This window comes from Nesterenkonia sp. LB17, assembly GCF_022565915.1.
In the GTDB taxonomy this organism is placed as follows: Bacteria; Actinomycetota; Actinomycetes; order Actinomycetales; family Micrococcaceae; genus Nesterenkonia.
The window spans coordinates 67,798-85,863 of the sequence record NZ_JAJOYX010000004.1 but is presented as its reverse complement, the minus strand read 5'-3'; the positions used below and the strand labels follow the sequence as shown (position 1 = coordinate 85,863).

Here is an 18,066-nt window from a genome sequence, read left to right as displayed (position 1 = left end):
GTTCACTGGTCACCTCCCTGATTCTCGGCTGGCTGGTCCTGGGCTGGCTGATCCTCCGCGGGATCCTCGGCCGTCTCATCGGCGGGCTCGTCGGCCTCATCCGCCCCCGGCTCGTCCTCCGGGCCGGGTTCGTCCTGCTCGGCATTGGCGGTGGCCATGGCGCGCAGCTGGCTGACGATGTGTTCCGCGTGATCACGGTCGTCGGCGGCGATGCCTCGCTCGATCCGCTCCTGGTGGTACTGGGTGAGGTCTCCCAGGGCGATATCGGCGTGTTCGTCGACCTCGGAGAGCCTGATCGGCCCCAGGGACTGGGAGACGCCGCTGTAGATGGCGACCTCGCCCTGGTCCTCTCCGACGTAGTACTGGGTCTGGGTCCAGACGTACCCCAGGAAGGTGACGACGGCGACCAGCACGGCCAACAGCGCCACAAAGGTGGGCAGGAACCAGGAGCTGCGTCGTCGCGTCGTCTCCAACGCGTCGAGCTCCTCCTCATCGAGGACCAGCTCCTCCTCCTGGATGCTCTCGGGCTCCTCGGCGAGTCCGGCGCCGGCCCGGTGCGGCCCGTCGTCACTGGGGGCCTGCGCCGCGGATGAGTCCGGATCACGTGGAGCCGGCTGATCGGCGGAGGGTTCAGCGGATTCGGGGTCGGTCGCGCCAGCGGGGTCAGCGGGGTCGGAGGCACCGACGGCGGCGCCTGAGTCGGCCCCGGTCTCGTCTGCTTCGCCGTTGGCCGCGGCAGGGTCGTGCGGATGCTCCTCGAGCAGCTCGGAGTAGGTGTGGCGCACGGGACGCAGCGGCTGGCCGGTGAGCAGCGAGGCCATCGGGTGCTCATCCACATTGCGCGCGACCACGGGAATCGTGCCGGTGTCGGCTGCCTTGTTGGCGGCGCCGACCAGCAGGTGCGGACGCGCTCCGAGCTTCTTGCGCACCATGGCGGCCGACAGCGGGGAGAGCGAGTCCTCGTCGTCGTGGGCGGAGAAGGCCTCGGAGTTGACCACCGGGACCACGTCGAGCTCCATGGTCGCGTCGGCTCCGCCGTAGTTGTGGGAGGCGGCGGCCACGGCGGCCTCGCTGAGCGGCAGCTCGTTGCTCGGTGCCAGGGCGGCCTCATCGGCCTCCACGACCTCCAGGCAGACCACTGTCACATTGTCCGGGGCGCCTCCGCCGAGGGTCAGGTCGACAAGGTCATCGACGATCGACTCCAGGGTCTGGGTGGAGCGCAGCTTCTGTTCGATCAGCCGTTCGGAGACGACGGCGTTGAGCCCGTCTGAGCAGAGCAGCCAGCGCTCACCGGCCTCCAGCGGGAAGGAGGTGATGTCCAGCTCGGGTGAGGCATCGACATCGCCGAGCACGCGCATCAGCACGTTCTTGTGCGGGTGGTGCTCGGCCTGGTCTGGATCCAGCCGGCCTTCGTCGACCAGTCGCTGGACGAAGGTGTGGTCCTTGCTGACCTGCCGGAACCGTCCACGCTTGAGCCGGTAGGCGCGGGAGTCGCCGATGTGGGCGAACTGCAGCCGTTCCTGGGTGATCAGCAGCGAGGTGATGGTGGTGCCCATCCCGGCGAGCTTCGGGTTGGCCTTGACCAGCTTGTTCAAGAAGGAGTTCGCGGTCTGGATCTCATCCGGCAGCACCGTCTCGGGGTCCGCGAACCCGCGCGTGTCCAGGTGTGCGAGGTCCAGCACCGTGGAGGCGGAGGCGACGTCGCCGCCGGCGTGGCCGCCCATGCCGTCTGCGACCACGGCGAAATAGCGGCCCGCGTAGCCGGAGTCGTCGTTCTTGGAGCGCACGGCACCGGTGTCGGAGCGCGCTGCGAAGCGGAATACCAGAGCCACGGGCTAGGTCCTCAGCTCCAGGACGGTCTTGCCGATGCGGATCCGGTCCCCGGGCTCGACCGTGGAGGCGCGGGTCAGCTGCTCCTCACCGAGCCAGGTGCCGTTGGTGGAGCCCAGGTCCTCGAGGAACCAGCGGGAACCCTGCGGGAAGAGCCGGGCGTGCTTGCCGGAGGCGTAGTCGTCATCGAGCACCAGGGTGCATTCCTGTGCCCGGCCCATCATGATCGAGGCTGAGCCGAGCGGGAGCTCGGTCCCGGCCAGGGGGCCCTCGCTGACCAGCAGGCGTCGGGGTCGCGGACGCGGAGTGGGGCCGCTGTGGTTGCTGCCGGCGGGGGCGGGGGGTCCGCTGCGCGGGGCCGGTGCAGCGTGTGGGGCGGCGGCCCGGGCCCGTGAGCGCTTGGAGATGGTCATGTCCCGGCCCTGCGCTCCGATGATCGAGAGGATCAGGATCCAGAGCAGCAGCAGCAGCCCGAACTGCAGCACCGTGACAGCGAGTTCACTCATGTGTAGGCGTCCTTCAGCTCTGGCGGAAGCGCAGGCGCGCGTTGCCGAGCGAGATCAGGGCGCCGTCGATGAGCTGCACCTTGGGCGTGTCACCGGTGAGCTGCTCGCCGTCCACATAGGAGCCGTTGGTGGAGCCCAGGTCACGGGCGTACCACGCGCCGCCGGAGCGGAAGAGCTCCAGGTGCTTGCGCGAGACCCCGGTGTCGGGAACGGTGACATCGGCCGAGGTGGAGCGCCCGATCACGGTGGAGTCCGGGCGCAGCGGGTAGGTCTGCTCCTCATACTCCAGGCTCGCCGTGGGCTGCGGGGCAGGGACTGATGTCGGCGCGGGCGGAGGGGTGACCGTGGGCTGGGACATCGTGGCCGGAAGCGGGGCGGCGGCGCTGGGGCCGGCTGCCGGGGAGGACTGCTGGGGCGCGACGGGGCTGGCCAGCGGGTCCTTGTCGGTGCGCGACTCGATGCTGAGCTGACCGCGCTTGAGCTCGGTGTTCTTCACGAAGGTCGCCTTCACCGGGCCCAGCAGGGTGTATCCCTGGGATTCGGCGTGGCGCAGGATCTCCTCGCAGAGCTCCTCGGCCAGGGCGACGCCATATTTCTTGGCCTCGCTGAAGTCCTCACCGGCGAGCCGGACCTTGTACAGGTTCGGTGCCAGGTGCTGGCCCTCGGCGATGGTCTTGGACTCTCGGTCCATGTGGCGGCGTACGGCGGTGGCGATCTCCACGGGTCCGAGACTCCCTCCTCGTCCTGAGAAGGCACCGCGGACGGCCTTTTCGATGCCGTGTTCAAGCTTGTCTAGCAGTCCCACCGGCACCTCCTTCTACTGATGAATGTGTGCCCAGCCTTGAAGCGGCTGCGTGCTGAACTGGGCAATAAGTCCAGAGTCTACTGTCTCACCCCTGCACCGTGCCGCCCAGTGGCTCCTCCCGCAGGGCCTCAATGGCGGGACGGGGCTGTGACCCTTGCCACAGTCTTACCAGGGGTGCTACTTTCTTCTCACCGTGAGAGCGCTCTCACAAGACGGCTTGGGGACTCGCTCGCACCTCATATCGAAGGAGATTTCTGTGATGAGGACTACTGATCACGCGGAGGAGAACACCTCCGCAGCCGCCCACCCGGGGCGTCGGCCAGGCTCGGCCCGAGGCGCGCATCGCCGCGCCCATGTGCTGCGGGGCATCGCGCTCACCTCCGGCCTGGCGCTCGCCCTGACCGCCTGCGGAGGTGCCGCCGGCGGGGACGACGACGGCGGCGTGGCCGAGGGGGAGGACGTCAGCTTGAGCGTGACCACCTTCAACGAGTTCGGCTATGAGGAGCTCTTCACCGAGTACGAGGAGCTCAACGAGAACGTCACCATCGAGCACAACAAGATCGACACCGCAGAGAACGCCCGTGATTCGCTGCGCAACAGCCTCGGCGCCGGGCAGGGCGCCTCGGACATCGAGCCCCTGGAGGTGGACTGGCTCGCCGAGTTCAAGCAGTACCCGGACCGCTTCGAGGACCTCTCGGATCCCGAGGTCGAGGGCCGGTGGCTCGATTGGAAGTACGAGGATGCTCTGCTCGAGGACGGCAGCCTCATCGGCTACGGCACCGACAGCGGTCCGCAGGCCGTCTGTTACCGGGCGGACCTGTTCGAGGAGGCCGGGCTGCCCACCGACCGTGACGAGGTGGCCGACTTCCTCGGAGACACCTGGGAGGACTACTTCGCGGCCGGCCGGGAGTTCGTGGCTGAGTCCGACTCCGCCTGGTACTCCGGTTCCGACAACGTCTGGCAGGGCATGATCAACCAGGTCGAGGTGCCCTTCCAGGATGCGGAGGGCGAGGTCATCGCCGATACGAATCCCGAGGTGAAGGACCTCTACGACCAGCTGCTCGAGGCCTCGGTTCAGGACGAGCTCTCGGCGGGTCTGACCCAGTGGAGCGGCGACTGGTCTGACGCCTTCCAGCGCGAGGAGACCTTCGCCACCATGATGTGCCCGGGCTGGATGCTGGGCATCATCGAGGGCAACGCCGCGGAGGTCGAGGGCTGGGACATCGCCAACACCTTCCCGGGCGGCGGCGCCAACTGGGGCGGCTCATATCTGACCGTGCCGTCGCAGGGAGACAACGTCGAGGCGGCCAAGGAGCTGGCAGCCTGGCTCACCGCTCCGGAGCAGCAGCTGAAGGCCTTCGAGGTTGTCAACGCGTTCCCATCCACGGCGGAGGCGCTGGAGTCCGAGGAGCTGCTCTCAGCCACCAATGAGTTCTTCAACGACGCTCCCACCGGCGAGATCCTGGCCGAACGCGCCGAGGCTGTGGAGACCCAGCCGCTGAAGGGCACCGAGTACCTGACCATCAATGTGGCGATCCAGGACGCGATCAACCGGGTCGACGTCGACGGCTCCGACGATCCGGAGTCCTCCTGGCAGAAGTTCGTCAACGACATGGAAGCCCTGCGCTGATCATGACCGCACCTTCAAGGGCCGAGGCCGCCGCCACGGGATCCCGTAGCGGCGGTCCGGCGGGCCGGACCGGGACCGGTCGCCGGAAGCCGCGCATCAGCTTCCGGCACCGGGCCTCGGCCTGGGACCGCCGGTATTCGCCCTACCTCTACATCAGTCCCTTCTTCCTGCTCTTCGCCGTGGTCGGGCTGTTCCCGCTGATCTACACCATCTGGGTCGCCGCCCACGACTGGGACCTGATCATGGGCCAGGGCGAATTCGTCGGCACGGACAACTTCGCGCACGTGCTGGGTCAGCGGGCCTTCTGGATCTCGCTGCGCAACACGCTCTCGATCTTCATCCTCTCCTCGGCCCCGCAGGTGGTGGCGGCAATCCTGATCGCCTACCTGCTCGACTACAACCTGCGCGCCAGAACCTTCTGGCGGATGGGCGTGCTGGTGCCCTATGTGGTCACTCCGGTGGCCGTGGCGCTGATCTTCTCCAACCTCTTCGGTGACCGGTTCGGGCTGGTGAACTCGATGCTCGAGACCGTGGGCATCGACGCCGTCGGCTGGCATTCGGGCGTGCTGCCCAGCCACCTGGCCATCGCCACCATGGTGAACTTCCGCTGGACCGGGTACAACGCACTGATCTTCCTGGCCGCCATGCAGGCTGTCCCGCGAGACCTCTATGAGGCGGCCGCGATCGACGGCGCGGGGAAGGTCCGTCAGTTCATCTCGGTGACCATCCCGAACCTGCGCCCGACCATCATCTTCGTGATCATCACCTCGACCATCGGCGGGCTCCAGATCTTCGACGAGCCGCGGATGTTCGACCAGTACGGCCGCGGCGGCGCCGACGGCCAGTGGCAGACCATGACTTTGTACCTCTACGAACTGGGCTGGACCCGGTCCGACTTCGGGCTCGCCTCCGCGGTGGCGGTGCTGCTGTTCCTGCTGATCGTGGCCATCGGACTGGTCAACTTCGTCATCACCCGCCGCATCTCAAGCTCGGAGGTCAAGCGATGAGCGCGCTCGAAGAGAGGCCGCTGCCGATCATCCCGCGCACGGGACCCGCGACAGCGCCCAAGAACGACGAAGACCCCTTCGGCCGCCGCGGGTCCGGATCCGGGGCAGGATCCCGACCTGAGGGACACCGCCGCCGACGCGGAGGCTCCGGAGGGCCGGGCCGCGGACCGGGCTGGATCGTCTACGGGTGCCTGGCGGCGGTGATCCTGGGCAGCATGTTCCCGCTGTGGTGGTCCTACCTGATCGGCAGCCACGACTCGACGATCCTCTCCCGGGACTCCTTCCCGCTGCTCCCGGGCGGGAACTTCCTGGACAACGCCGCCTCGGTGATCAACACCGTGCCCTTCTGGCGGGCGACGATGAACTCGATCATCGTCTCCACCGTCACTGCGGTCTCGGTGGTGTTCTTCTCCACCCTGGCCGGCTACGCCTTCGCGAAGCTGCGCTTCAGGGGTGCCGCGCCGCTGCTGGTCTTCGTGATCGCCACCATGGCGATCCCCACCCAGCTCGGCGTCGTTCCGCTCTACCAGGTGATGGCGCGGCTGGGCTGGATCGGGGAGCTGCAGGCCGTCATCGTGCCGGGCCTGGTGACCGCCTTCGGAGTGTTCTGGATGACCCAGTACCTGCGGCAGGCGATCCCCGATGAGCTCATCGAGGCCGCCACCGTGGACGGGTGTTCCATGATCCGCACCTTCTGGCACGTGGCCCTGCCGGCCGCGAAGCCGGCGGCGGCGATGCTGTTCCTCTTCACCTTCGTCCTGAACTGGACGAACTTCTTCTGGCCGTTCATCGTGCTGGGCCCGCAGAATCCCACCCTGCCCGTGGCGCTGCAGCAGCTGCAGGCGGCGCACTTCGTGGACTACTCGCTGGTGCTGGCCGGGGCCACCATGGCCACCATCCCGCTGCTCATCCTGTTCATCTTCACGGGCCGTCAGCTCGTATCCGGAATCATGCAAGGAGCCGTCAAGCAATGAGTTCTTCCCTCACCACCCAGGCAACCAGCGCACCGCGCACCGTGGCCTTCCCCGCCGACTTCCTCTTCGGCTCCGCCACCGCGGCCTACCAGGTCGAAGGTGCTGCCGCAGAAGGCGGCCGCGCCCCCTCGGTGTGGGACACCTTCGCCCACACCCCGGGGAAGGTCCACGCCGGGGACACCGGGGACGTCGCCTGCGACCACTTCCACCGCTTCCGTGACGACGTGGCGCTGATGAAGCGGCTGAACCTCAAGGTCTACCGGTTCTCGGTCAGCTGGTCCCGGGTGATGCCTGACGGGGTGACCGTCAACCCGGAGGGACTCAGGTTCTACTCGGATCTCGTCGATGAGCTGCTCGCCGCCGGGATCCTGCCCTGGCTCACGCAGTACCACTGGGATCTGCCCCAGGCACTGGAGGATCAGGGCGGGTGGACCAACCGCCGGACCGCTGAGCTCTTTGCTGACTACGCGGTGGTGCTGCACGAGGCGCTGGGCGATCGGGTCCGACACTGGACCACCCTGAACGAGCCGTGGTGTTCGGCCTTCCTGGGCTACGCCAACGGGCACCACGCGCCGGGGCGGACCTCCCCGGAGGACGCTCTGGCCGCGGCGCATCACCTGCTGCTCGGACACGGGCTCGCGGTGAGGCGGCTGCGTCGTCGTGATCCGCAGCTGGAGCTGGGGCTGACGCTAAACTTCACCGACTACCGGCCGGCGGATCCAGAGTCACCGGGAGATGTGGATGCCGCACGCCGGCTCGATGGCAGCTTCAACCGCTTCTTCGCTGGGGCGATCTTCGACGGGGCCTACCCGGAGGATGTGCTTGCCGACCAGGCAGGGCTCTGGCGCGAGGGGCTGGTCCAGCCGGGAGACTTGGAGATCATCTCGACGCCCATCGACGTGCTGGGGGTCAACTTCTACACCGGGGAGCTGCTCACCGGTGTAGAGCCCGAACGCGCCGCGCAGGCGGCGGCCACGGCGCGGGCGACGGGGGAGCCGAACCCGAACGTGGGTTCCGAACACGTCTCGGCGGTGCCGAGGGGACTGCCGGCCACCGCGATGGGATGGGAGGTCTTCCCTCAGGGACTGCATGATCTGCTGCTTCGGCTGCACCGCGAATACACCGGTCCCGCCGGAGTGGCGCTCTATGTCACCGAGAACGGCGCGGCCTACCCGGATGCGCCCGACGCCGCGGGCTTCGTCCAGGACGATCAGCGGCTCAGCTATATCCGAGAACACCTCCATGCCGTGCATCAGGCTAGGGAGGCCGGTGCGGATGTGCGGGGATACTTCGTATGGTCGCTGTTGGACAACTTCGAATGGGCCTTCGGCTATGACCGGCGCTTCGGGATCGTACGGGTGGATTACGATACGCTCACGCGCACTCCGAAGGCCTCCGCGAACTGGTACGCACAGGTCGCGGCAACAGGTGTGGTGGACTGAGAGAAGCAACGACGCCGTGGTGACCACATCCGACGAAGGGGGACCGATGCCTGCTCGGCGACTGCCGACCCTGGAGGATGTGGCAGCCAGGGCAGGTGTTTCCCGCGCCACCGCCTCCCGGGCGGTGAACCTGGATCCACGGGTCCGCGCGCAGTCCCGGATCGCAGTGGAGGCGGCGGTGACCGAGCTCGGCTACCGCCCGAACCGGGCCGCGCGCTCGCTGGTGAACCAGGAGGTCGACTCGATCGCCGTCGTCGTGCCTGAGGCCGAGGACCGGGTCTTCGCGGATCCGTTCTTCGCCTCGATGCTCGCCTCGATCACCCAGCGGCTGGCGGATTCCCCGGTGCAGGTGCTGCTGGCCATGGGTCAGCCCGGGGGACGGCAGAAGATCGAGCGGTATCTGCGCGGCGGCTACACCGACGGCGCGATCATCGTCTCGCACCACCGCGACGATGACCTCTCCGACGTGCTCCACGAGACGAAGCTGCCCGCGGTCTACGTCGGCCGGCCCTACGCCGGAGATGTCGGCATTCCCTGGGTGGATGTGGACAACCGCTCGGGTGCGGCGCTCGCGGCAGACCACCTGATCAGTCAGGGACGACGTCGGCTGGCCACCATCGCCGGTCCGCAGGACATGGCAGCCGGGTCGGATCGATTGACTGGGTGGACCGAGGCGCTGCAGCGCGCGGGCCTGGACTCCGGCCTGGTCGAGTTCGGCGACTTCACCTCCGCCTCGGGTGCGGTGGCGATGGAGCGGCTGCTCGAGCGCGCTCCGGACCTCGACGCCGTCTTCGTGGCCTCGGATCTGATGGCGGTGGCCGCCATGCATGAGGTCCAGTCTCGAGGGATCGCCGTGCCGGAGCAGATCGCAGTGGTGGGATTCGATGACACCCACGCCGCACAGCTGACCCGCCCGCCGCTGACCACCGTGATCAACCCGGTGGGGGAGCTCGCCGGGCGTGCAGTGGACCTGCTGCTGCAGCTGATGCAGGGGGAGAACGTGGACCCTGTGGTGCTGCAGACCGCCATGGTCAAACGGACATCGGGATGACATTCAGGTGAACTTGCTTCAGTTTTGAAATAAAATGAGGCAGACTGCTGTTGTCCCCATTGACCAACCACGGTGGTTCTGCGCGTTCGGCGCGGGGCCGCGACCCTAAGAGGAGTCCCATTCATGGCACATCTGACCCCCGGCACCTGGAACCTTGATTCTTCGCACTCCGAGATCGGCATGACCGTGCGCCACGCCGGCATCTCCAAGGTGAGGGCCATCTTCGAAGAGGCCGAGGCCACCCTCGTCGTCTCCGAGGGTGATGAGGCGACTGTTGACGCGCACGTCAAGGCCGTGTCCTTCAATTCCAAGAGCCCCGACCGCGACGCCCACGTCCGCGGCGAGGACTTCCTGAACTCCGAGGCCCACCCCGAGCTGACCTTCGTGGCGAACAACATCGCCGCAAGCGGTGAAGAGTTCGAGATCTCCGGCGACCTGACCATCCGCGGCGTCACCAAGCCGGTGACCTTCGAGGTCGAGTTCGGCGGTCAGGCGGTGGACCCCTTCGGCATGACACGTGCGGGCTTCTCGGCCAACACCGTGATCTCCCGCAAGGAGTTCGGCCTGACCTGGAACGCAGCCCTGGAAGCCGGCGGCGTGCTGGTCGGCGACAAGGTCTCGATCGACCTCGAGGCAGCCTTCGTCCTGGCTCAGTGATTCGATTCTGAGGCGGTGCTCAGCGCACTGGCGATGAGGGCTCAGGCCCTCTGCTGAGAGAGGCCCGGTTCCGTGCCGGTGGAGTTGATCTCCATCGGGGCGGGGCCGGGCCTCTCCTTGTTCGGTGTCATCCGTTCGGGCGCTTCATGCTCGCAGGGCGCGTGCCGACCTGGTGGTGTTCAGGCGTCCGCGATCTGAACCTTCCTGGCCTCAGCGGGCGGGTGTGGATAGCCGGCGGTGAGGATGTTGAAGGCATCCTGGATGAGCGCCGGGAGCTTCTCATCCGGCAGGTTATTCTGCGACCAGAGGGCCAGCGAGGTGACCATCGCCGAGACCGCACCTGAGGCGGCGAGCGAGGGATAGAGGTCCGTGCTGACATTGGTGCCGGAGTGCACGGCGATGCGCGCGCTCAGAAGTTCCACCAGCTCCACCTGCTGGGTGACGCGGAAGGGGCGCAGTGAGGGATTCTTCTCCTCCAGCTGTGCGAGCTGAGAGGCCCTCCGCAGCTGCTCGGGATGCTCGCGCGCATACTCGCTGAGCTGCTCGCAGAGCACCTTCAATGGTGGCTCGTCAGACTGCTCGCCTCCGCATTCATCCAGGACCTGCTCCGCGCCGATGCTGCCGGCCGCGAGCACGGCTTCTTCTTTGGAGGGGAAGTAGTTCGAGACCGTGCGCGGGGAGACGAAGGCTTCGCGCGCGATCTCATCGATGGTGACATCACTGAGTCCTTTGGCCAAGGTCAGCTTCAATGCGGCCCCAGCGATCGCTTCTCTGGTTATCTGCTTCTTGAGCTCGCGTAGGCCCACCTGCTCTTCATCCATTGTTCAAGATTACCGCAGGCCTGCTGATTGAGACTCTTTGCCTAACCTGCAAAATTCTTTGGAATCTCGGCAGAGACGCTGCATCGTGCTCATGTCGGTTGTCCCCGATGTCCGGTCATTTTCTTTAGCTGCCCGCACACCGCATTCGCGCTGGCCTGAATGCTGTCAGGGCAAGCATGCATGAAACGCAATTTCATTCAAAAAGAAACTTGCGCAAACCGCAAAACGCTGTAATGATCAAGGCGGCACCTGATTCCTGAACGGGGGCGGGGCCAAAGTCCACAGGGCCTCTCCTGGGCTTCCATTTTGATGAGAAGGAATCCGCCATGAATCGTGCATACGCGCTCGTCGCCACCCTCCAGTCCTTCATGACTGACCGCTTCGAAGGCCGCAAAGACCGCGGCGCCACCGCCGTGGAGTACGGCCTGCTGGTTGGGCTGCTCGCTGTCGTCATTATCGCTGCGGTCATGGCTTTCGGAGACACCCTGACGAACCTGTTCAACGGTGTGAACAATGCTGTCACTGACGCCCCTGTTGGCGAGTGAGTAGGTTAGGCCGTAAATAGGGGGCTGTCGATTGAACCGTTGGTTTCAATCGACAGCCCCCTATCAGGTATCTCCACCAAGCAGAAGTCTCCTCAGAAGGGTTCAGGCGTGAGAAAACGTGCGTGTGACCGCGGTGCTTCTGCGGTGGAGTTTGCCCTCGTCGCCCCGGTCCTAGTGCTCATGCTGCTCGGCATCATCGCGTTCGGCCACGCCTTCCACGTGCAGTCAGTGCTCTCGAACGCTGCGCGTGACGGGGTCCGTGTCATGGCGCTGCAGGACGCTTCGGGCGTCACGGACCCGCAGGTCGCAGCGAAGAACACGGCCATCGATTCGGCGGCACCAGCGGCGAATGTCTCCGCCGGGCAGATCAGCATTACCCCGTCAACATGTGCGGGATCCGGAACCTCCGGCCCCGGGACGGCGACGATGATTATTCGATATCCCATGCAATTACTGGGCGGCGTAGGGTCCGTCACGCTTACCGGCAAGGGGACCATGCGATGCAATGGCTGAGAACCCTAGCCAGGCGACGGTTCAACCACAGTGACCGTGGCGCGTCCGCCGTCATCGTGGCGCTGATGATGGTGCCGATCATGATCCTGGCCGCGCTTGCCATCGATATTGCAGCCATGCACGCCAACAAGCAGCAGCTGCAGACCGGCGCCGACGCGGGTGCCCTCGCCATCGCCCAAGATTGCGCGCGCGGAGATTGCAGCACAACGGATGACACAGCCGAGACCATGGCGGAAGCCAACCTGAACGGCCCCAACAGCATCGATCAGATAAGTACCGAGGTTGATGAGACATCCGGCGACGTGGTTGTGCAGACCAGTAGTGTGCAGGACCACTGGTTTGCCCCAATCATCGGCATCAACTCATCCCCGGTTCAGGCCCAGTCAAGCGCGCGCTGGGGATACCCCACCGGCGGAACTGCCGTCATGCCACTGACATTCTCCTGGTGTGAACTCGAGGATCAGATCGGGATCACCGTATTGCGAGACGCGGAGAACAACGTCACCGGTGTAGACATCCCAGATGAGACCCCGGAGGTCACTCTCTTCAATAAGGGTGGCGAGCAGGACCACAACTGCCACGGAACCTCCGGCAGTCAGTCGGGTGGGTCCTCGGGGAATGTAGTCCCCGGTGGATTCAGATGGGTCGTACCGGGCCCGGGTGGATGCGGGAAGACGGAATCAGTCATCGGCGGCTGGGTCAGGTCTGACACAGGTAACAACGTCCCCTCGGGTTGCACCAAGGAACACTTTGAGAAGTGGGTCGGGAAGACCGTCCTGCTACCGATCTTCGACAGGACAAACGAGGAGACGGGTAACAACGCCCAGTACCAGGTCTTTGGGTACGCGGCATTCACGCTGTCTGGCTTCTATTTCGGACAATCGGTCCAGCATCCTTCGCCGGCACCTTGCCGAAGTCCAGACCGCTGCATCAAGGGAAGCTTCGATCGATTCGTCGACCTGACCGAAGATTTCGACTACAGCCCCAGCGGTCCGCGCCTCGGCGCCGCCGTCGTCGCCCTGACCGAGTAAGGCCTAAATGTCCCGTCGCCTGATTGCCGCACTTGCCGCCGTCGTCCTCGCTGCCCTGGCAGCCGTGCTGGTGATCAGCTACGTCAACCAGGCCGACGATCGCGCCATGGCGGACATGTCCCCCGAGACCGTCATGGTGGTGACCGAAGCTGTTCCGGAGGGGACTCCCGTTGAAGAGATGGGGGAGTTCGTCGGTACCGATGAGGTGCCTTCCGCCGCCGTCGTCCCGGCTGGGATCGGCTCCTTGGAAGAGGTGGCAGGGCAGGTCACGATCGCGCCGCTTTACCCCGGGGAGCAGCTCGTGGCAGAACGCTTCGCCTCCCCAGAAGACCTGGAAGGCGCCGGGGAGGTGGAGATCCCTCAGGGATTCCATGAGATCACCGTCCAGCTGCCCACGACGAGGGTCGTCGGCGGCCACCTGAATCCCGGGGATACGGTCGGCTTCTTCGTCAGTCTTACTGAGCCCCAAGAGACGCAGCTGACTCTGCAGAAAGTCCTCGTCACGCGGGTGCAGGGCGGAGTCACCGAAACCGTCGAGGAGGATGGCACGGAGACCACCACTCCCGCCGCAGACACGCTCATGGTGACTCTTGCGGTCGAGGCGACCGATGCCAAGATTGTTGCTCACGCTGCGGAGTTCCATGGGATCTGGCTCTCGCTGGAGCCCGAGGACGGTCCCGAGGATGACACCGATCCTGTCGAGGTTCAGGACATGCTGCGATGATCCGCATCGCTGTGGCCGTCGCTGACGCCGATCTCGAGCCCGCCTACGCCCAGGCCGCAGGGGCCGGGTACCTCTCGCTGCCCGTGCCCTATTCGGAGAACCCGGCAGATCTGCTGGGAAGACTCAAGGCGGGTTCCGTTCCCGGTGTGCTCGTGATGGACTCCCGGCGCGACCCTGATCTCTGTCTCGCTCTGTCCGCGCGCTTCCACACCGAACATCCTGACACCGTGGTGCTGCTGATCACGGATCAGCCCGATGCCCTCGGCCTGCGCGCCATGCGTGCCGGAGTCACTGACCTTCTCGCCCCCGGTGTCGACCTGGAACAGGTGACTCGGGCCCTCACTGTTGCCAAAGAACAGGCCGAGGCTCTCGCCGCCCGGCACGCCATCACCGATACTCAGGGCCCCACCGGCCGGGTTATCACCGTCGTCGCTTCCAAGGGAGGCGTGGGCAAGACGACGGTGATGACCAACCTCGCGGTCGCGCTGGCTCAGGCGGTGCCGAACTCGACAGTGATCGTGGACCTGGATCTGCAGTTCGGCGATGTGGCCACGGCGCTGAACCTCTCCCCAGAGCATTTCCTGCCCGACGCGCTGCAGAGCGTGGCCAGCGGAGACACCATCGCGCTGAAGACCCGGCTGACGCTGCACGAGACCGGGCTCTACGTGGTGCCGGCCCCGGCAGACCCGGCCGCCGCCGATGGGATCACCAGCGCGCAGATCAGTCAGCTGCTGCAGGTGCTCACCCAGGAGTTCCCGTACGTGGTGGTGGACACCTCCCCAGGTCTGGCCGATCACACGCTGGGAGCGCTGGATCACACCACCGATCCGCTGCTGCTCACCACGCTGAGCGTTCCCGCGCTCAGCGGACTGCGCAAGATCGTCGACACCCTCTCGGTGCTCCAGATGTTCACCGAGCGATATCACGTGGTGGTCAACCACGCCGACGCCGCCGACGGCGTCGCGCTGAGCGATGTGGAACAGACCCTCGGGGTTCCGGTGGGCACCGCGATCCCCAGGGCCAAAGGTGCCCCTGCTTCGATCAACGTAGGCGTGCCGCTGATGCAGTCCCAGACGCGCGATCCGCTGGTCCGAGCACTGGCGTCCTTGGCGAACAGGCTGCTCCCCGAAGGCGTGAGGCTCGACCGACGCGGACGGCTGCGCACGAAGGGGAAGAAGTCATGAGCCTCTCCGAACGGCTGAAGGCCGCACAGGCAGGGTCTCCGCCGCCGCACGCCGAGGCAACACCGGCTGCGGTGGACGCCGTTGAGCTCACTCTGACCCACGACAACTCAACAGAAGCTTCCCCGCAGCCCATCACGCGCCGGACCGCTGCCAGTGCCCGAGAGCGACCACCGGCGCCAGCGCGGTCGGATGAGCCTGACGACGCACTGCGTCGCCTCAAAGACAGCGCCGCCGCGACGTTGTTCCAACGCATCGGAGCCCGGCTCAACGACCCCTCCCTGGATGAGCGTCAGCTCCATGCCCTGGTCCGGGCCGAGTTGAACGCCGTCATCGAGAAGTCCGCCATCCCGCTCAGCACCGAGGAGCGCAAACGGCTCACCGCCGAGGTCCAGGACGACGTGCTCGGCTATGGCCCGCTGCAGCGGCTGCTCGACGATGAGACCGTCACCGAGGTGATGGTCAACGGGCCGGACATGATCTACATCGAGAAGTCGGGCCAGCTCCAGCGCGCGGCCAGCCGGTTCGCCTCCGAGGAACATCTGCGCCTGGTCATCGAACGCATCGTCTCCCGCATCGGACGCCGGATCGATGAGTCCGCCCCGATGGTTGACGCCCGTCTTCTGGACGGATCCCGCGTCAATGCCGTGATCCCGCCGCTGGCCTTCAACGGGTCCTCGCTGACCATCAGAAAGTTCAGCAAGGACCCCTTCAAGGTCCATGATCTGGTCCGCTTCGGCACACTCAGCCCGGAGATGGCAGAACTCCTGGACGCCTGTGTCGCGGCCAAGCTCAACATCATCGTCTCGGGCGGCACCGGCTCCGGCAAGACCACCCTGCTCAACGTGCTCTCCTCCTTCATCCCCGACGGCGAGCGGATCGTCACCATCGAAGATGCGGTCGAGCTCCAGCTCCAGCAGGACCACGTGGTCCGGTTGGAATCTCGGCCGCCCAATGTGGAGGGCAAGGGCGAGGTCAGCATCCGGGATCTGGTGCGCAACTCGCTGCGCATGCGACCGGACCGGATCGTGGTCGGCGAGGTCCGCGGTGGAGAGAGCCTCGACATGCTCCAGGCGATGAACACCGGCCACGACGGCTCCCTGTCCACCGTCCACGCCAACTCACCCCGCGATGCGATCGCCCGGCTGGAGACCCTGGTCCTGATGGCCGGCATGGACCTTCCGCTGCGCGCCATCAGGGAACAGATCGCGTCAGCGGTGGACCTGATCGTGCAGCTCACGCGGCTGCGCGACGGCACCCGACGGGTCACCGCGGTCACCGAGGTCCACGGCATGGAGGGCCAGACCGTCACGCTCCAGGACGTCTTCCTCTTCGACTACTCGGCCGGAGTCGACGACGCCGGGAAGTTCCTCGGCAAACCCATCTCCACCGGCATCCGGCCGCGATTCACCGAACGCTTCGCGGACCTCGGCATCACCGTCTCCCCGGGCGTCTTCTCCCGGCCAGAGGCCAGGCCTGGACAATGATCGAGATCATTCTCGAGAACCTTGGGCCTACCATCGGCGCGCTCGCTGGCGCGATCGCAGTGGGCATCATCAGCTACCTGGTGGTGTCCCCGGGCCCGGTGCGCGTGCCGGTGGAGCGCCGACAGCCCGGCCACCTTCCTACGCCCAGCGCCCTGGAGCGCGGCGCGGGGACCGCGACGGCGTTTGTGGAGCGGCTGATCCACCGCCGGGGAACGCCAGTGGGCGCCTCGACGTTGGAGCTCGCAGCGGTGAAGCTGCGCCCCCAGGACTTCGTCTTCCTGGTCATGGTGGGCTCAGTCGTGGGCTTCGCCCTGGGCCTGGTGCTCAGCGGTGTGCTGCTGGCGATCATGCTCGCCGGTGTTGTCCCGCTGGGAGCCCGGATACTGCTCGGGTTGAAGATCTCCAAAAGGCAGAAGCAGTTTGCTGATCAGCTCGATGACTCGCTGCAGCTAATGGCCTCGAATCTGCGCGCAGGGCACAGTCTTCCGCAGGCGCTGTCCTCGGTCGCCAAAGAGGCCGAGAGTCCCACCTCCGATGAGTTCGTGCGCATCGTCAACGAGACCCGGGTGGGACGAGACCTCGGCGTCGCCCTGGACATGACAGCCGCCCGCATGGCCAGCGAGGACTTCTCCTGGATCACCCAGGCGATCGCCATCAACCGCGAGGTCGGCGGAAACCTCGCCGAGGTGCTCGACGGCGTGGCCAACACCATCCGGCAGCGCAACGAGATCCGTCGCCAGGTCGCCACCCTCAGCGCCGAGGGCCGGCTCTCAGCGCTGATCCTGATGGTACTCCCGTTCGGTCTCGCGGGTTTCCTGCTGATGAGCAATCCCGGGTATCTCGCCCCCTTCACCGAGACCGCGCTCGGTTATGGCCTGATGATTCTTGGCGTGGTCATGCTCACCATCGGTGGACTCTGGCTGCGCAAAGTCGTGGAGATCAAGTTTTGATCTCCCTGACCACGCCCGTCGCGCTGGCCACCGCGTGTGCCGCGCTCGCCGTGGGGATGGCGGTCTGGCTGATCTGGACGGCGGTGGATCCGACGCGACGCCAGGTCCGCGAGAACCTGCGGCGCGCCGGAGTCACCCTGGTGGTGGCCCCAAACGGCCCGGGCCCGAACGAAAGCAGCTTCTCACTGTCCTCATTAGCCAGGAGGGTGACGCCCGAGGTCATCGTGAAGACCCTGGACCGGCAGCACACCCTCGCCGGCCGTCCCGCCGCTTGGACGGTGGAGAAGCTGCTCACGCTCAAGCTCCTCTGGCTCCTGGCCGCCGGAGTGGTCAGCGCACTCATCCTGCTGTCCGGGCCCCCGCCCCTCATGGTGCTGATGACTCTCGGCGTCTCGGTGGTCGGCTATTTCGTGCCGGAGCTGCTGCTCAACAGCGAAGGGACCAAACGCAACCAGCAGATCGAGTTGGAGCTCGCCGACACCCTGGACCAGATGACCATCGCGGTCGAGGCAGGTCTGGGATTCGACTCCGCCATGGCGCGCGCCGCGCAGAACGGCAAAGGACCGCTGGCGAATGAGCTGGTCCGCACCCTCCAGGACATCCAGATGGGAAACTCGCGCAGGCAGGCGTTCGAGGCGCTCACGGTGCGCACCACTGTCGTGGACCTGCGCCGTTTTGTCCGCGCTGTGATCCAGGCGGATGCCTACGGGGTCTCCATCGCGAGCGTCCTGCGGACCCAGGCGGATGAGATGCGGCTGAAGCGACGCCAGCGCGCTGAGGAGAAGGCCCAGAAGATCCCAGTCAAGGTACTCATGCCGTTGATGCTCTTCATCCTCCCTGTCATCTTCATCGTGGTGATGGGCCCGGCCGCGATCAACATCGTCGACTCCTTCAGCGGGATGTGATGAGTGA

18 protein-coding genes are annotated in these 18,066 nt (G+C 66.2%); 14 read left to right on the top strand and 4 right to left on the bottom strand.

The window, feature by feature from the left end; translation table 11 throughout:
* Positions 1-2: 2 nt before the first annotated feature.
* From LTH96_RS10335 to LTH96_RS10325, 3 genes are read right to left on the bottom strand one after another with little or no spacing between them, the layout of a single operon-like run.
* Positions 3-1,832: a protein phosphatase 2C domain-containing protein gene (locus LTH96_RS10335; RefSeq protein WP_241465657.1), complete on the bottom strand. Its 1,830-nt coding sequence runs from the start codon at positions 1,830-1,832 to the stop codon at positions 3-5.
* 3 nt (positions 1,833-1,835) lie between these two features.
* Complete coding sequence (locus tag LTH96_RS10330; protein ID WP_241465656.1) at positions 1,836-2,336, bottom strand: FHA domain-containing protein; 501 nt, start codon at positions 2,334-2,336, stop codon at positions 1,836-1,838.
* Positions 2,337-2,349: 13 nt separating this feature from the next.
* The gene (locus LTH96_RS10325; protein WP_241465655.1) at positions 2,350-3,141 is read right to left on the bottom strand and encodes a DUF3662 and FHA domain-containing protein; all 792 of its coding nucleotides are present in this window, start codon (positions 3,139-3,141) and stop codon (positions 2,350-2,352) included.
* Positions 3,142-3,400: 259 nt separating this feature from the next.
* Between LTH96_RS10325 and LTH96_RS10320 the strand changes: the two genes are divergently transcribed.
* The 6 genes from LTH96_RS10320 (at position 3,401) to LTH96_RS10295 (ending at position 9,902) form a co-directional block, all read left to right on the top strand.
* Complete coding sequence (locus LTH96_RS10320) at positions 3,401-4,771, top strand: ABC transporter substrate-binding protein (RefSeq protein ID WP_241465654.1); 1,371 nt, start codon at positions 3,401-3,403, stop codon at positions 4,769-4,771.
* A gap of 2 nt (positions 4,772-4,773) precedes the next feature.
* Entirely contained in the window at positions 4,774-5,778 is a 1,005-nt protein-coding gene (locus tag LTH96_RS10315) for a carbohydrate ABC transporter permease (RefSeq protein WP_241465653.1), read from the top strand.
* A complete protein-coding gene (locus LTH96_RS10310) occupies positions 5,775-6,752 on the top strand; it encodes a carbohydrate ABC transporter permease (protein WP_241465652.1) in 978 nt (325 codons plus the stop codon). The genes LTH96_RS10315 and LTH96_RS10310 overlap by 4 nt, the downstream gene beginning before the upstream one ends.
* The gene (locus LTH96_RS10305; RefSeq protein ID WP_241465651.1) at positions 6,749-8,194 is read left to right on the top strand and encodes a GH1 family beta-glucosidase; all 1,446 of its coding nucleotides are present in this window, start codon (positions 6,749-6,751) and stop codon (positions 8,192-8,194) included. The genes LTH96_RS10310 and LTH96_RS10305 overlap by 4 nt, the downstream gene beginning before the upstream one ends.
* Before the next feature lie 46 nt (positions 8,195-8,240).
* Positions 8,241-9,245, top strand: a complete 1,005-nt coding sequence (locus LTH96_RS10300; RefSeq protein WP_241465650.1) for a LacI family DNA-binding transcriptional regulator — start codon at positions 8,241-8,243, stop codon at positions 9,243-9,245.
* 123 nt (positions 9,246-9,368) lie between these two features.
* Complete coding sequence (locus tag LTH96_RS10295) at positions 9,369-9,902, top strand: YceI family protein (RefSeq protein WP_241465649.1); 534 nt, start codon at positions 9,369-9,371, stop codon at positions 9,900-9,902.
* 179 nt (positions 9,903-10,081) lie between these two features.
* Here LTH96_RS10295 and LTH96_RS10290 read toward each other — a convergent pair whose 3' ends face one another.
* Positions 10,082-10,723, bottom strand: coding sequence for a TetR/AcrR family transcriptional regulator (locus LTH96_RS10290; RefSeq protein ID WP_241465648.1), 642 nt, complete (start codon positions 10,721-10,723; stop codon positions 10,082-10,084).
* Between the two features lie 326 nt (positions 10,724-11,049).
* Here LTH96_RS10290 and LTH96_RS10285 point away from each other — a divergent pair, with 326 nt between their 5' ends.
* From LTH96_RS10285 to LTH96_RS10250, 8 genes are all read left to right on the top strand, one after another.
* On the top strand, positions 11,050-11,268 hold the full coding sequence (locus LTH96_RS10285) for a Flp family type IVb pilin (protein WP_241465647.1): 219 nt from the start codon (positions 11,050-11,052) through the stop codon (positions 11,266-11,268).
* Positions 11,269-11,412: 144 nt separating this feature from the next.
* Entirely contained in the window at positions 11,413-11,781 is a 369-nt protein-coding gene (locus LTH96_RS10280; RefSeq protein ID WP_241465646.1) for a TadE/TadG family type IV pilus assembly protein, read from the top strand.
* On the top strand, positions 11,769-12,812 hold the full coding sequence (locus LTH96_RS10275) for a TadE/TadG family type IV pilus assembly protein (protein WP_241465645.1): 1,044 nt from the start codon (positions 11,769-11,771) through the stop codon (positions 12,810-12,812). Before LTH96_RS10280 ends, LTH96_RS10275 begins: the two co-directional genes overlap by 13 nt.
* 7 nt (positions 12,813-12,819) lie before the next feature.
* Positions 12,820-13,536: a Flp pilus assembly protein CpaB gene (gene cpaB, locus LTH96_RS10270; RefSeq protein WP_241465644.1), complete on the top strand. Its 717-nt coding sequence runs from the start codon at positions 12,820-12,822 to the stop codon at positions 13,534-13,536.
* Positions 13,533-14,720, top strand: coding sequence for an AAA family ATPase (locus tag LTH96_RS10265; protein WP_241465643.1), 1,188 nt, complete (start codon positions 13,533-13,535; stop codon positions 14,718-14,720). The genes cpaB and LTH96_RS10265 overlap by 4 nt, the downstream gene beginning before the upstream one ends.
* Entirely contained in the window at positions 14,717-16,204 is a 1,488-nt protein-coding gene (locus LTH96_RS10260; RefSeq protein ID WP_241465642.1) for a CpaF family protein, read from the top strand. Before LTH96_RS10265 ends, LTH96_RS10260 begins: the two co-directional genes overlap by 4 nt.
* On the top strand, positions 16,201-17,154 hold the full coding sequence (locus LTH96_RS10255) for a type II secretion system F family protein (RefSeq protein ID WP_241465641.1): 954 nt from the start codon (positions 16,201-16,203) through the stop codon (positions 17,152-17,154). The genes LTH96_RS10260 and LTH96_RS10255 overlap by 4 nt, the downstream gene beginning before the upstream one ends.
* Positions 17,151-18,059, top strand: a complete 909-nt coding sequence (locus LTH96_RS10250; RefSeq protein WP_241465640.1) for a type II secretion system F family protein — start codon at positions 17,151-17,153, stop codon at positions 18,057-18,059. The genes LTH96_RS10255 and LTH96_RS10250 overlap by 4 nt, the downstream gene beginning before the upstream one ends.
* Positions 18,060-18,066 lie beyond the last annotated feature (7 nt).

Bases quoted from the DNA above. Each gene is read 5' to 3' on its own strand.
- LTH96_RS10330 (WP_241465656.1), bottom strand. From the start codon at position 2,336: ATGAGTGAACTCGCTGTCACGGTGCTGCAGTTCGGGCTGCTGCTGCTG.
- LTH96_RS10320 (WP_241465654.1), top strand. From the start codon at position 3,401: ATGAGGACTACTGATCACGCGGAGGAGAACACCTCCGCAGCCGCCCAC.
- LTH96_RS10315 (WP_241465653.1), top strand. From the start codon at position 4,774: ATGACCGCACCTTCAAGGGCCGAGGCCGCCGCCACGGGATCCCGTAGC.
- LTH96_RS10310 (WP_241465652.1), top strand. From the start codon at position 5,775: ATGAGCGCGCTCGAAGAGAGGCCGCTGCCGATCATCCCGCGCACGGGA.
- LTH96_RS10305 (WP_241465651.1), top strand. From the start codon at position 6,749: ATGAGTTCTTCCCTCACCACCCAGGCAACCAGCGCACCGCGCACCGTG.
- LTH96_RS10300 (WP_241465650.1), top strand. From the start codon at position 8,241: ATGCCTGCTCGGCGACTGCCGACCCTGGAGGATGTGGCAGCCAGGGCA.
- LTH96_RS10295 (WP_241465649.1), top strand. From the start codon at position 9,369: ATGGCACATCTGACCCCCGGCACCTGGAACCTTGATTCTTCGCACTCC.
- LTH96_RS10290 (WP_241465648.1), bottom strand. From the start codon at position 10,723: ATGGATGAAGAGCAGGTGGGCCTACGCGAGCTCAAGAAGCAGATAACC.
- LTH96_RS10285 (WP_241465647.1), top strand. From the start codon at position 11,050: ATGAATCGTGCATACGCGCTCGTCGCCACCCTCCAGTCCTTCATGACT.
- LTH96_RS10275 (WP_241465645.1), top strand. From the start codon at position 11,769: ATGCAATGGCTGAGAACCCTAGCCAGGCGACGGTTCAACCACAGTGAC.
- cpaB (WP_241465644.1), top strand. From the start codon at position 12,820: ATGTCCCGTCGCCTGATTGCCGCACTTGCCGCCGTCGTCCTCGCTGCC.
- LTH96_RS10265 (WP_241465643.1), top strand. From the start codon at position 13,533: ATGATCCGCATCGCTGTGGCCGTCGCTGACGCCGATCTCGAGCCCGCC.
- LTH96_RS10260 (WP_241465642.1), top strand. From the start codon at position 14,717: ATGAGCCTCTCCGAACGGCTGAAGGCCGCACAGGCAGGGTCTCCGCCG.
- LTH96_RS10255 (WP_241465641.1), top strand. From the start codon at position 16,201: ATGATCGAGATCATTCTCGAGAACCTTGGGCCTACCATCGGCGCGCTC.